Raw genomic sequence first — 12,326 nt, forward strand, 5'->3', positions numbered from 1 at the left:
ATGTACCGGTTCATCTTGACACCGCAAGCCCTCCGTGAGGCCCGCAAATGCGAAAAAACGACATATCTGGTGTAGATTTTCTGCTCGTGTTGATCTTGTTGACACGGTTGCCCATGCCAAGGTTGCAAAAACAACAGTTTGCGCGACATGCGCACGCGGTGTGGGCATTTCCCTTTGCCGGGGTTGCCGTCGCGGTACCGGCGTGCCTGCTGGCGGTCATCGCGCAGGGAATAGGATTATCTCCGATGCTGGCGGCTGGGATCGCGCTGCTCACACAGACAGTTCTGACGGGCGCCATGCACGAGGATGGGCTGGCAGATACCGCAGATGGGTTTTGGGGTGGCTTCACCCCTGAGCGGCGGTTGGAGATCATGAAGGACAGCCAAATCGGCACCTATGGTGTACTGGCGCTGATCCTGACACTTGGTCTACGCTGGATCGCCTATGCGAGCCTGCTGGCGGCTGACGCGGCATGGGCGCTCTTGCCTGTGGCCATGCTGAGCCGCGCTATGATGCCAGTCGTCATGGCGGCCCTGCCGAATGCGCGCGGCACCGGCCTGTCCTCCTCCGTCGGGCGCCCTCCCTGGCGCAACTGCGGATTGGGGCTGGCGATTGCAACCCTGGCCGCCGTTCTGATGCTTGGCTGGGCCGCCTGGGGATCCTTATTGGCGATGTGTGTGGTCGCTGCCGTTGTCGCTGCCACAGCCCGCACCAAGATCGGGGGGCAGACCGGAGATGTGTTGGGGGCCACGCAGCAGCTGTGTGAGCTTGTCGCGCTGCTCTGCCTGTCCGCCATCCTCAGCTGAGGCCCGCTGCCGCTTACTCCACGCCGCTGGTGCGGATCTTCAGCTGTCCGCCACAGTGCTTGCAATGGACAGCGTCCACATCGTGGCGGGTTAGCCCACATTGGCTGCAAGTATAACGCACACGCTGCGGATTGAAGATCGCCTGCGCTAGCCGCACAAATAGGGTCACCCCCACCACCATCACAAATACAGAGAAGGTTTTACCAGCAGGCGTCGCCATGGTGATATCGCCAAAACCGGTGGTGGTCAGCGTCGCGACCGTAAAATAGAGCGCATCAATATAAGGATAGTCGCTGCCTGTGGTGTCCATGAAGAACACCAGAGCCGTCATCGACGTCGCAAAGACAAAGATGAATAGGTTGATCCCGGCAATGATTGCATCCTCATGGCGACGAAAGAACCGGCTATCACGCCGCAGATCTTGTAATAGATGGTAGGAGTGGATCAGCCGCAACCCTCGCAAGATGCGCAGGAACGCCAGCCCGCCGGGCAGAATGGTCTCCAACAACAGCGACACCAGCACAATGATGTCAGCGAGCGTGTAGATGCGCCAGAACAGCTTGCGCCGGTTGCTGCTGATCCAAAACCGTGCCGCCAGATCCAACGCGATAACCAGCCCGACCAGCCAGCTCAGCCCGATCAACCATGGCCCGTGGGGGATATGAGCGGTGGACATGAAAAACAGGATGGTCACGGCATCAAAGCCGATCAGCCCATAGCGAAAGCGGACAGATGCGCTGTCAGTGCCCCGATAGAGATCGGTCAGGCGAGTCTTTAGGTCCGTCATGGGTATTCTCTGCTCGTTTTTTTGGCCGTGGTCGGACGCATCACCCTGTCAGATATACGCAGTGACATCGGGAGGGGCTAAATCATAGCCCAAAAATCAAAAAGGCCACGCTCTGAAGCGCAGCCTTTGTTTTCGATTTTCCGAATATCAGCTGGCTAGATCACCGCTGTTTTCGGGTAGAGATCACGCCGCAGCGCGGGAGGTCAGCACCTCGTCAACCTGCTTCGCAGCAGAGATTTCATCGCCACCGGAAACGGCTGCAACCTCACGCGTCAGACGCTCAAGCGCGGCCTCATAGAGCTGACGCTCCGAATAGCTCTGCTCGCGCTGGTCATCGGTGCGGTGCAGGTCGCGGACCACTTCCGCGATGGAAATCAGATCACCCGAGTTGATTTTCTGCTCATACTCTTGGGCACGGCGCGACCACATCGCGCGCTTTACTTTCGCCTTACCCTTGAGCGTGGTCATCGCTTTGGCGATCACATCGGGGGAGCTGAGCGACCGCATGCCAATTTCGGTTGCCTTGTTAGTCGGCACCCGCAGGGTCATCTTGTCCTTCTCGAAGGTGATCACAAACAGTTCCAGCGCGAAGCCGGCCACTTCCTGCTCCTCGATCGAAATGATCTGGCCAACGCCATGGGCGGGGTACACAACATAGTCGTCGGGGCGGAATTCAGGCTTCTTCGATTTAGTCATACAGGTCTTTCCTCGCTATGTGCCGATGTCAGGATCGGCTGGGCTGCCACAGGTCCACACGCGCGATGATCCGAAGATCCGCGTCGCAGACATGTCGCAGGAAAACCGCCAACAGACCCGTGCGACATAAGGCGCACAGCCAAGGCGGACATCCGTGATTGGTCATTTGCTGACTGAGTATATCACATTTTTTGCCTTACAAAAAGGCGAGGACCCGTGAAACCTCATGGTGGGGGGCTATCGGACCATAGAAAACACCGCAAAACGGGCTCACCTTCCAGCGCATCCCTGGCAGCAGCGCCAAGAACACCGGAGGTGAGTCGCCGCTCACATGATGCGATAGTCCTGCCAGGAGCCTTGGCTCAGCCGCCTTCGCCTGGAGCCTCGGAGAAATATTTCTCCAGCTTACCCTCTTCGCCGTCGCGCTCTTCCGCCTCGGGAAGCGGGTCTTTCTTGGAGACGATGACCGGCCACATTTCAGAATATTTGCGGTTGAACTCAACCCATTTATCCATGTCCGGTTCGGTATCGGGGCGGATCGCGTCCGCCGGGCATTCCGGTTCACAAACACCGCAATCAATACATTCATCCGGGTGGATCACCAATGTGTTCTCACCCTCATAAAAGCAATCGACCGGACAGACTTCGACGCAGTCGGTGTATTTGCAGGCGATGCAGTTATCCGTAACGACATAAGTCATGGTTGGCCGAGTCCCGTAGCTGTTTGGCTTGTAGCTAAATCACCGAAGCGCTAGGCTTCAAGATGTCAAAACGCACCATCCCGGCGACTAAGATCAAGCGCTCTGCGCTCTTTCTTATCCGGGCGACCTTTTCCCTCGTAGCGCGGGTTGCGCGGCACGGGGTCCTGTTTTTCGGTCAAATCAAAGTACAGCGCCTGTGCTTCTGGGGCTGGTCCGCGCCGTGTTCCGAGGGCTTCGATCCGCACGGTTCGGATGATGCGGCCCTGCGGGAAGGTCAGAACATCCCCGGAAGAGACGTTCTGAGCCGGTTTTGCGATTTTGTTGCCATTGAGACGAAGATGACCACCACTGACCATTTTGGCGGACAGGCTGCGGGTCTTGAAGAACCGCGCCTGCCACAACCATTTGTCAATTCTGATCTTCTCGCTCACCAGCCCCCTCTTCGGTTTCAGCAGCCGATCAATCGGATTGCTTCAACCCCATCAGCGCTGCGGCAAAGGGGTTGTCAGGGTCAATCTGCTTTTCCTTCTTCGGCGGGCGCGCCGAATAGGTCTTGCTGCCCTGATCCTGACGGCCGCCCTTTTTGCCGGGTTTGCCATCACGACCGCCAGGCTTACCGCCGCGCGGTTTACCCTTGCCACGCGGGGCATCACCACCGCGTTTGGCACCGCCACGGTCGCCGCCAGCCTCCTGACCACGCCGATTGCCGTTGCGGTTTCCACCGGTCTTGCGGGCGCGGCCCCAGGTGAAGGTATAGAAAACCTCGGTTTCCTGTTCCTCAACCTTCGCATCCGCCGCATCGCCGACAGGAGTCTCAATTTCTGCGGTTTCCGGGATCGGATCGGCAGCAACCGGATCAGCGAGCTCTTCCGCCACAGGCGCAACGCCGGCATCTTCGATCCCGGTGACCTCAACCGGAACGTCAGCAGGCGCGGCCGGGTCGGCGACCACAGCGTCGGTGGTTGCAGCGGTGTCAGCCTCATCCGGCGCAGCGGCAGGCGTGTTCTCAACCTGCTGAGCGGCATCCATAACAGGAACATCGGCTTCAGGCGTGCCGGTTTCAGTCACCACGGCATCAACAGCCTTGGCTTTCACCCGCTCGCCCTTGTCAGCCTGGTAGCCAAGCCCCTGCATCAGATCGGCAAACTGCTCCAGCGTCATGCCGGTGATCGACAGCATGTCGGCCTTGGCTTCAAAACCGCCACGGCTGTCTTCGGCCCGCAGCATATCTGCAAGGCGTTCCAGCATATCGATACGGATCATGCGTTCGCCTGCATTGCGATACCCGCACATGGTATCATAACCCTGCGGTGCATCCTTGATGACCGGCACGGTCACCAGACCAGCTGGTGGTGCATCCGGGAACTCCCCCAGACCTTCGGCAAGCGCCCAGAGGACCAGACGCAGTCGGGTCGGTGCCGGCTTCAGCAGCAGTGGCATGAAGATGGTGAACTGGCCAAACCGAATGCCGTGCTTGCGCAGCGCGCCACGGGCATCCTGATCCAGATCCTTCACCTCTTGTGCGACGGCTCCACGCGGCAGAAGGCCCAGCCCCTCGACCATGCGGAAGGCAAAGCCACGCGCAAGGCCGGTCAGCTCTTCGTCCCGCTGCAGGTTGAGCAGCGGCTCAAAAAGCGCGTTGACCTTGCGGGAGATGAAATGCTGCAGGCGGCGTTCGACTTTCTGAGCGACGTCTGCCCCAGCAGCGTCATCGACGAAAACCTCGATACGTGGGTTCAGCGGATCTGCGCCTAGCCACCAATTTGCCGACAGCATGTTCGCCCCACATCAGGCCACCCTGATCGGTAAAATCAATTTCAGTATCCGGCGCGTTGTAAAAACGGTCAGCCCGGAGATGGAAATGCGGTGCGAGTGCTTGCAGGGAGGCGGATTTCAACGCCTTTGCCTCGGCGCCCTGAGCGCTCTTGTCCGGCGAGAACCGGAACCCTTCAAGACGACCAACGAATTCACCTTCGACGGTCACTTCACCCTTGTCATTCACTTCGGCCAAAAGGGCCTCCTTCTGTTTGAGCTAAGCGCAAAAGCACGGATGTGCGCCGGTCCACAAATCGCTGAGTCAGACGTTCGTGCAAGGCGTCCGACAATCTGTCTTCTACAGCGCGCGTCTCTCCGCGCCAATGACTTTCATCACGGACCCAGCCGTTCCGTTGTGCAACGTAGGTCCAGGTCCGGATAAAGGCCAAACGTTTCGACAATGCGTCAATGTCGCCATCAACCCTGTCGATCCGTTTTATCTGCCGTGCCAGCCAATCGTCCGGCACCACACCGGACCCGTGCAGATACTGGAACAAAACGCCCAAAAGGCCAGAATGTTCCGACTGAGAGATACCGCGAAAATCGGGAACCCGGCAGACATCCCACAGCAGTCGCACAGAGGGGGCGTTGGTTGTCCGCGCCAGAATTTCATCCTGTTGGGAAAGCGATTTCAGCGCGATGAGATCATCCGCTTCACGTGCGCGAACCAGATTCTGATCCTCTGGTGCTGATTCGAGGGAACGGATCAGCGCCTCTACAGTGCCAAATTGAAGCTTGGAGGACCGCCAGTTCAGCTTTTTCAGCGGCGTGAAACGATGCTCCATGATGGCCTGCGCCACACCATCGTCCAGCGGCGGCGCGTCGCCGGTCACCCCGAAACTGCCGTGGCTCATGCCGCGCCCTGCCCGCCCGGCGATCTGCGCCAGCTCATTGGGCGCCAACTGCCGCATCCGGCGCCCATCAAATTTGGTCAGGGAGGAAAAGGCAACGTGATCAATATCAAGGTTGAGCCCCATGCCGATGGCATCGGTCGCTACCAGGTAGTCCACCTCTCCGTTCTGGTATAGCTCCACCTGGGCGTTTCGCGTCCGTGGGCTGAGCGCGCCCATGACCACCGCTGCGCCGCCCTTTTGACGGCGCAGAAGTTCGGCAATGGCATAGACGTTGTCGATGGAAAATCCGACGATGGCTGTGCGGGCGGGCATCCGGCTGAGCTTCTTTGAGCCAGAATAGACCAGATCCGAAAGCCGCTCCCGGCGCAGAAACTGGACACCGGGGACCAGTGCTGCGATCGGGCCGCGCATGGTATCCGCACCCAAAAACAGTGTCTCCTGCGTGCCACGCGCCCGCAGCAGACGGTCAGTGAACACATGTCCGCGTTCCGGATCGGCGCAGAGCTGAATCTCATCTACCGCCAGAAAATCACAGCCCATGCCCTCGGGCATCGCCTCAACCGTGCAGATCCAATACTGCGCACGCGGCGGAACGATCCGCTCCTCCCCGGTGACCAGCGCCACCACAGAGGGGCCGCGGGCCGCCACCACCTTGTCATAAACCTCCCGCGCCAGAAGACGGAGCGGAAATCCCATGACACCGGTGCGGTGCCCCAACATGCGTTCGATTGCATAATGCGTCTTGCCGGTGTTGGTCGGTCCCAGAACCGCCAGGGCCGGGAGGTCCCGGAACTCTGCATGCCTGTCATGATAGTGCCCTCAACGCCCGAACCGCGCTCAATTGCCCGCTTTACAGCTCTTTGCCTTCGACTGTGGTCTTCAGCCGATCAAGCGCGCTGGTTATCGCCTCGTGATGCGGATGTATAGCCTGCGCCCTCTGGTAGGCCTCATAGGCGTTTTGCGGATCATTGAATTGTTCGAACATCGCTCCCAGCGCAAAGATCGCGTTGTAGTCATTAGGGTTCAACATCAGCGTCCGCTCCAGATCCGCCACCGCAGGCCCGAAAAGCCCCGCAGTAAAATAGGCCCGCGCACGTTCATACCAACCGGTCGCAAATCCGGGCGCGTGATCGGTCAACGCGGTCAGGTGCTCAATGGCAATGCGGGTGTCGCCCCGCTCCAGAGCGTCTTTGCCTCGTTTCAGCAAAAGGTCCATCGCCGGAGAACCACTGCTCCCCCAAAGCGCCTGCAATGACCTGTCTAGGCCAATCGCCTCACCCGGGTCGGCCTGGGCCAGCGCTGCAAGCAATCCCGCCTCATCCACGGGGTCCTCAGCGCGCGCCTGCAAAGGCACGGAAAACAGGACTGTCAAAGACGTTGCCGCCACGATAGCTTTGAGATTGGAGAATTTTGCAACCATGATGGGTTAAGTGTAACCGCGCAGCCCGCGTTTTCCAGAGCCTGGGGGCCTTCCCTCACATAAATTTGCGGCTGCGGACCAAATATGAGGACTGAACATGAGCGAAACGCTGACCCAAGCAGCAGAAACGCTGAACGAAAAAATGGACGGCGGCTTTGATGGCTCCGCCAAATTCGACATCACCGGCATGGGCACAATCATGCTCGACCAGAACGGTGCGCGCGTCGCTGACGAAGAGGCCGAAGTCACCATGACCGCCGACGCCGAGACGTTCCAGTCGATCATTGAAGGGGAACTGAACCCGACAACTGCCTTCATGAGCGGCAAGCTGACCATTGATGGTGACATGGGCACCGCGATGAAACTGGCATCGGCGATGGCCTGATGGACGCGCACCTGATGGATCTGACCCCCGCCCCATTCTTTGCCGATATCGCGCGAGGACCCGACGGCGGGCAGGCCCATTGGGTGACCACCAGCGATGGCCTGCGCATCCGCGTGGGCCATTGGCGTCCGGACGGCGCCGAAAAAGGCACGTTGCTGCTGTTTCCGGGACGCACCGAATATATCGAGAAATACGGCGCCGCAGCCCAGGACCTGGCCGACCGCGGCTATGCTACATTGGCGGTTGACTGGCGCGGCCAGGGGCTTGCTGATCGGATGCTGCCCGAGCGCCTTCTAGGCCACGTTGTTGCGTTTCGCGATTTTCAGAAAGATGTCGACGCTGCGGTGAATCTGGCGGAACGGCTGGCGTTGCCAAAACCCTGGTTTGTACTTGGGCACTCCATGGGCGGGGCCATCGGGCTTCGCGCCGTGATGGAGGGGCTGCCTGTGAAGGCCTGTGTGTTTTCCGCCCCGATGTGGGGCATTCAGATTCCCCCGGCCCTGCGTCCTGTGGCGCGGTTGCTCAGCGCGATGGGCGACCGGTTCGGCATTGGCGCGATGCGGACTCCGACAACCACCCTTGCCCCTTATGTGCAGGCCAGCCCGTTTGAGGGCAATTCGCTCACAAATGATGCGGAGATGTATCGTCTCATGCAGGATCAGCTGGCGGCACAGCCGGACCTGTCGCTCGGCGGGCCGACGGTCCGGTGGCTGGGTGAGAGTCTGCGTGAATGCGCCGACCTTGCAAAAATGCCCTCGCCTGCGCTGCCCTGCATCACCTTCCTCGGGACGCAGGAACAGATCGTCAATACCGCCGCCATCCATGATCGCATGGCCCGCTGGCCTGGCGGGGAACTGGATCTGGTCAAGAACGCGCAGCACGAGGTGATGATGGAAGGGGCTGACACGCGCCGCAGCATTTTTGACAAGATGACCCGGTTGTTTGACCAATACGCCGACTAGGCTGCCCTGTGCCGTAAGATTGGATTGAGCGCACAGCCTTGGTCATGCGCATAAATCACGCAACACGCAGGGCGGTTGCTTGTGATCCCCTGCCCTCGCGCTTAAATGTCGAAACAGACATAAAACAGCCTGAGGTGCCCTGATGATCAACGCTCCCTTCCTTGACCGCGACCTGATGCGAGACGTCAACGCCAATGCCGCAGGTGGGGCCGGGCCGGACGGGCTGGGCAATCTGCCCGAATGGGACCTCAGCGATCTCTACACCTCCGAGGATGCGTCTGAGCTGGACCGGGATCTGGCCTGGCTGGAAGAGGAATGCGCAAGCTTCGCGGCTGATTACGAGGGCAAGCTGGCTGATCTGGATGCTGATGGCCTGCTCAATTGTGTCCTGCGCAATGAAAAGATCAACGCGATTGCTGGCCGGATAATGTCCTTTGCCGGATTGCGGTATTACCAGCTGACCACCGATGCGGGTCGCGCGAAGTTCATGTCCGACATGCAGGAAAAGATCACCATCTTCACCACGCCGCTGGTGTTCTTCACGCTGGAGATCAACCGGCTTGAGGACACCGTGCTGGACGGCCACTTCGCCGCCAACAGCGATCTGGCCCGCTACAAACCGATCTTTGACCGGATCCGTGCGATGAAGCCTTATCAGCTGTCGGATGAGCTTGAGAAATTCCTGCATGACCTGGGCGTTGTGGGCGATGCCTGGGAGCGGCTGTTTGACGAGACTATTGCCGGTCTGACCTTCACCGTGAATGGCGAAGAACTGAACATCGAGGGCACGCTCAACCTCTTGACAGAGCAGGATCGCAGCAAGCGCGAGGCCGCAGCGCGGGAGTTGGCGCGGGTCTTCTCCGACAACATCAAGATCTTTGCGCGCGTCCACAACACCCAAGCCAAGGAAAAGGAAATCCTGGACCGCTGGCGCGGGATGCCGTCGCCGCAGATGGGGCGCCACCTCTCCAACCACGTCGAGCCGGAGGTCGTGGAGGCGCTGCGCGAAGCCGTTGTTGCCGCCTACCCCAAGCTGTCGCACCGCTATTATGAGCTGAAGCGCAAATGGCTGGGGCTGGACCGCATGCAGGTCTGGGACCGCAATGCACCGCTGCCGATGGAAACCTCGCGCACCGTCAACTGGGACGAAGCCCGCAAAATGGTGATGGACGCCTATAGCGCCTTTGACCCGCGAATGGGCGATCTGGCCGAGCCGTTTTTTGACAAGGGCTGGATCGACGCTGCTGTGAAGCCGGGCAAGGCGCCCGGCGCCTTTGCCCACCCGACGGTGACCGACGTGCACCCCTATGTGATGCTGAACTACCTTGGCAAACCGCGCGACGTGATGACCCTCGCGCATGAGCTGGGCCACGGCGTGCATCAGGTGCTGGCGGCAGATCAGGGCGAGATGCTGTCATCGACACCGCTGACACTGGCCGAAACCGCCTCGGTCTTTGGCGAGATGCTGACCTTCCGCAAGATGCTGGAAAACGCCAAGGATAAGACCGAGCGCAAGATCCTGCTGGCAGGCAAGGTCGAGGATATGATCAATACGGTCGTGCGCCAGATCGCATTCTACGATTTCGAGTGCAAACTGCACGCCGCCCGCGCCGAGGGCGAGCTGACACCAGACGATATCAACGCGCTGTGGATGTCAGTGCAGGCCGAAAGCCTTGGCGAGGCCTTTGACTTCATGGAAGGTTACGAAACCTTCTGGACCTATGTGCCGCATTTCGTCCATTCCCCGTTCTACGTCTACGCCTATGCCTTTGGCGACGGGTTGGTGAACGCGCTTTACTCGGTCTATGCCGAGGGGGCTGAAGGGTTTGAAGACAAGTATTTCGAGATGCTGAAGGCCGGTGGATCCAAGCACCACAAGGAGCTGCTGGCGCCCTTTGGCCTTGATGCATCTGATCCCACGTTCTGGGACAAGGGGTTGAGCATGATCTCCGATATGATCGACGAGCTGGAGGCGATGGAGGACTGATCCTCACGCACATCACCGAACAAATAGAGGGCGTGGTCAATCGGCTGCGCCCTTTGCATTTTTGTCGGCGGTTATTTGAGCTGACTGTCCTTGCTGCCACGCCGATTGATACCACCCCGCGCGCTGTAGGCACTGTCGCGATCCTGCTGGCACTCGATACAGAGCTTCACTCCCGGAATGGCCTTGCGGCGCGGCTCCGGGATCGGTTCCTCGCAATCGGCACAATGGGTGAGGCTTTCACCCACCGGCGCAGGCCGAGACTTAAGACGCGCTAGCTCGTCACTGATCGACGCCTCGATCTGCTCGCTCACCGCGCCATCGCGCGCCCATCCTCCAGCCATGGTCCATCTCCTCTCGTAGGGCTACATCCTATCACATCCGGCAGGCATATGCTGCAACCGCCCCTGATATGAAGCGATCGCTATAGGAAAACACCTGACTGGGCATGCTGGTTCCACTCTCTGATTACATCGATGCGCAGCTGCGGCAGGCCTCAGGAACAAAATCGCGACCCCAACCGTTGGATACACAACGGCGGCGAAAAGGCCGCCGTTCCTTTTGCGATCGACACCCTCTGTAAAGAGACGCCGCCCATGCTGACGATACATTGCCTTGCCTATTCGCGCGCAATCCGCCTGATCTGGCTGATGGAAGACCTGGGGCAACCCTACACTGTCGTCACCTATGACCGCACCGCGTCTTTCAGGGCGCCCGAAAGTCTCGCCAAGGTACATCCGCTGGGCAAATCCCCCGTGATCGAGGATGGCGACACAATGATCGCAGAATCCGCAACCTGCTTGCGCTACATTACCGACCGGTACGGAGATACGCATCATCATCCCTCCCCCGGCAGCGCTGAGGCGGTGCATCACGAGGAACTGCTCGACTATGTCGAAAGCTCCTTCGCCGAAGTGGCCATGGGCGTGCTACTGCCTGCCCTGAAGGGTGAAGAGGCCACCGATGCGGCGAGACGTGCCATGGCTCAACACCTTGATTATCTTACCCAGAAGCTGCCCGAACAGGGGCTGCTGTTTGGCGACACCGCCACCCTGGCAGATATCCAGTTTTCCTACATCCTCGCCAATCTGGCAGCTATCGGCGCGCTAGAGGACGCGCCGCGGGTGGCGCGCTACTGGGCTGATCTGCAGGACCAGCCTGGCTATCAAGCCGCAGTGGCCAAGGTGGGTCCGATGGCGCCCTCGTTCTGACCCGTCAGCTATCGATCACCAATATCATTCACAGGAACTAAGGAGATCACCATGCAAGTTCTCGTAGCTAGCGCCACAGGCAATACCGGTCGCCGGGTCGTTGAAAAACTCCAGCGTCTCGGCCACCACCCAATCGCCCTGGTCCGCGAAGGGTCCGACACAAGCACACTGCCGCGCGGCACGACCACGCGGCACGGAGACCTCACAGATCTGCCTGCAGAGGCCTGCGCAGGATGCGATAGCGTCGTTTTTGCAGCTGGGTCCGGCGGCGACACATCGGCGGAGATGACAGAGAAAGTGGACCGCGATGGCGCAAAAGCCCTGATTGATTTGGCCAAACACGCGGGCGTTTCCAAATTTGTCATGCTCAGTTCCATCGGCGCGGACGATCCTGACCCGGACGGAGATCTTGCCCACTATTTGCAGGCCAAACATGACGCCGACACACACCTGATGCAGTCGGGACTGGACTACGCAATCCTGCGCCCGGTGCGTCTGACCGATGGCGATGGCAGCGGCGACATACTCTTTGGTGAGGAGGTCGATCCCGAAGGCATCGCCGCGCGCGGCGATGTTGCTGCAACGCTCGCAGATGCGGTCAGCAACCCGGCATGGACAGGCAAGGCCGCACGGATGCAGTCCCTGTAAGCCCTTTAGCGGGGCCACAAAACACGAAAGAAACCCCGGCGCGCATCAGCACCGGGG

At 59.8% G+C, this 12,326-nt stretch carries 12 protein-coding genes and 1 pseudogene; 6 read left to right on the forward strand and 7 right to left on the reverse strand.

What is annotated here, in order from left to right; translation table 11 throughout:
• Positions 1-47 precede the first annotated feature (47 nt).
• Positions 48-806, forward strand: coding sequence for an adenosylcobinamide-GDP ribazoletransferase (gene cobS, locus L0Z65_RS09890; protein WP_405107222.1), 759 nt, complete (start codon positions 48-50; stop codon positions 804-806).
• Positions 807-819: 13 nt separating this feature from the next.
• Here the strand turns inward: cobS and L0Z65_RS09895 are convergent, their stop codons facing one another.
• The 6 genes and pseudogenes from L0Z65_RS09895 to L0Z65_RS09920 all read right to left on the reverse strand — a co-directional run bounded on the left by L0Z65_RS09895 (position 820) and on the right by L0Z65_RS09920 (position 7,079).
• The gene (locus L0Z65_RS09895) at positions 820-1,593 is read right to left on the reverse strand and encodes an ion channel (RefSeq protein WP_102897484.1); all 774 of its coding nucleotides are present in this window, start codon (positions 1,591-1,593) and stop codon (positions 820-822) included.
• Between the two features lie 183 nt (positions 1,594-1,776).
• Positions 1,777-2,289: a CarD family transcriptional regulator gene (locus L0Z65_RS09900; RefSeq protein ID WP_014873844.1), complete on the reverse strand. Its 513-nt coding sequence runs from the start codon at positions 2,287-2,289 to the stop codon at positions 1,777-1,779.
• Positions 2,290-2,651: 362 nt separating this feature from the next.
• On the reverse strand, positions 2,652-2,990 hold the full coding sequence (fdxA, locus tag L0Z65_RS09905) for a ferredoxin FdxA (RefSeq protein WP_014873843.1): 339 nt from the start codon (positions 2,988-2,990) through the stop codon (positions 2,652-2,654).
• A 65-nt stretch (positions 2,991-3,055) separates the two neighbouring features.
• A complete protein-coding gene (locus L0Z65_RS09910) occupies positions 3,056-3,421 on the reverse strand; it encodes an RNA-binding S4 domain-containing protein (protein WP_040172575.1) in 366 nt (121 codons plus the stop codon).
• Between the two features lie 28 nt (positions 3,422-3,449).
• A pseudogene (locus L0Z65_RS09915) lies at positions 3,450-6,468 on the reverse strand (helicase-related protein).
• A gap of 41 nt (positions 6,469-6,509) precedes the next feature.
• Entirely contained in the window at positions 6,510-7,079 is a 570-nt protein-coding gene (locus L0Z65_RS09920) for a tetratricopeptide repeat protein (protein WP_040172452.1), read from the reverse strand.
• A 97-nt stretch (positions 7,080-7,176) separates the two neighbouring features.
• On the opposite strand from L0Z65_RS09920, the gene L0Z65_RS09925 reads away from it, so the two are divergent.
• The 3 genes from L0Z65_RS09925 to L0Z65_RS09935 all read left to right on the forward strand — a co-directional run bounded on the left by L0Z65_RS09925 (position 7,177) and on the right by L0Z65_RS09935 (position 10,413).
• Positions 7,177-7,464 (forward strand): SCP2 sterol-binding domain-containing protein, encoded by a 288-nt coding sequence (locus L0Z65_RS09925; protein ID WP_040172450.1) that lies wholly within the window; start codon positions 7,177-7,179, stop codon positions 7,462-7,464.
• Positions 7,464-8,426, forward strand: coding sequence for an alpha/beta hydrolase (locus L0Z65_RS09930; RefSeq protein ID WP_405107231.1), 963 nt, complete (start codon positions 7,464-7,466; stop codon positions 8,424-8,426). The genes L0Z65_RS09925 and L0Z65_RS09930 overlap by 1 nt, the downstream gene beginning before the upstream one ends.
• A gap of 142 nt (positions 8,427-8,568) precedes the next feature.
• Positions 8,569-10,413 (forward strand): M3 family oligoendopeptidase, encoded by a 1,845-nt coding sequence (locus L0Z65_RS09935; RefSeq protein WP_405107234.1) that lies wholly within the window; start codon positions 8,569-8,571, stop codon positions 10,411-10,413.
• A 71-nt stretch (positions 10,414-10,484) separates the two neighbouring features.
• Here L0Z65_RS09935 and L0Z65_RS09940 read toward each other — a convergent pair whose 3' ends face one another.
• A complete protein-coding gene (locus L0Z65_RS09940) occupies positions 10,485-10,754 on the reverse strand; it encodes a DksA/TraR family C4-type zinc finger protein (protein WP_014873836.1) in 270 nt (89 codons plus the stop codon).
• Positions 10,755-11,006: 252 nt separating this feature from the next.
• Between L0Z65_RS09940 and L0Z65_RS09945 the strand changes: the two genes are divergently transcribed.
• The gene (locus L0Z65_RS09945) at positions 11,007-11,621 is read left to right on the forward strand and encodes a glutathione S-transferase family protein (RefSeq protein ID WP_405107238.1); all 615 of its coding nucleotides are present in this window, start codon (positions 11,007-11,009) and stop codon (positions 11,619-11,621) included.
• Between the two features lie 51 nt (positions 11,622-11,672).
• Positions 11,673-12,269 carry an SDR family oxidoreductase gene (locus tag L0Z65_RS09950; protein ID WP_405107241.1) on the forward strand — a complete coding sequence of 199 codons (597 nt, stop codon included), beginning with the start codon at positions 11,673-11,675 and terminating at the stop codon, positions 12,267-12,269.
• Positions 12,270-12,326: the final 57 nt, after the last annotated feature.

The organism is Phaeobacter sp. BS52, from assembly GCF_045040595.1.
GTDB lineage: Bacteria > Pseudomonadota > Alphaproteobacteria > Rhodobacterales > Rhodobacteraceae > Phaeobacter > Phaeobacter piscinae.

Excerpts from the sequence above, each read along its gene's own strand:
- cobS (WP_405107222.1), top strand. The coding sequence starts at position 48 with ATGCGAAAAAACGACATATCTGGTGTAGATTTTCTGCTCGTGTTGATC.
- L0Z65_RS09895 (WP_102897484.1), bottom strand. The coding sequence starts at position 1,593 with ATGACGGACCTAAAGACTCGCCTGACCGATCTCTATCGGGGCACTGAC.
- L0Z65_RS09900 (WP_014873844.1), bottom strand. The coding sequence starts at position 2,289 with ATGACTAAATCGAAGAAGCCTGAATTCCGCCCCGACGACTATGTTGTG.
- fdxA (WP_014873843.1), bottom strand. The coding sequence starts at position 2,990 with ATGACTTATGTCGTTACGGATAACTGCATCGCCTGCAAATACACCGAC.
- L0Z65_RS09920 (WP_040172452.1), bottom strand. The coding sequence starts at position 7,079 with ATGGTTGCAAAATTCTCCAATCTCAAAGCTATCGTGGCGGCAACGTCT.
- L0Z65_RS09925 (WP_040172450.1), top strand. The coding sequence starts at position 7,177 with ATGAGCGAAACGCTGACCCAAGCAGCAGAAACGCTGAACGAAAAAATG.
- L0Z65_RS09930 (WP_405107231.1), top strand. The coding sequence starts at position 7,464 with ATGGACGCGCACCTGATGGATCTGACCCCCGCCCCATTCTTTGCCGAT.
- L0Z65_RS09935 (WP_405107234.1), top strand. The coding sequence starts at position 8,569 with ATGATCAACGCTCCCTTCCTTGACCGCGACCTGATGCGAGACGTCAAC.
- L0Z65_RS09940 (WP_014873836.1), bottom strand. The coding sequence starts at position 10,754 with ATGGCTGGAGGATGGGCGCGCGATGGCGCGGTGAGCGAGCAGATCGAG.
- L0Z65_RS09945 (WP_405107238.1), top strand. The coding sequence starts at position 11,007 with ATGCTGACGATACATTGCCTTGCCTATTCGCGCGCAATCCGCCTGATC.
- L0Z65_RS09950 (WP_405107241.1), top strand. The coding sequence starts at position 11,673 with ATGCAAGTTCTCGTAGCTAGCGCCACAGGCAATACCGGTCGCCGGGTC.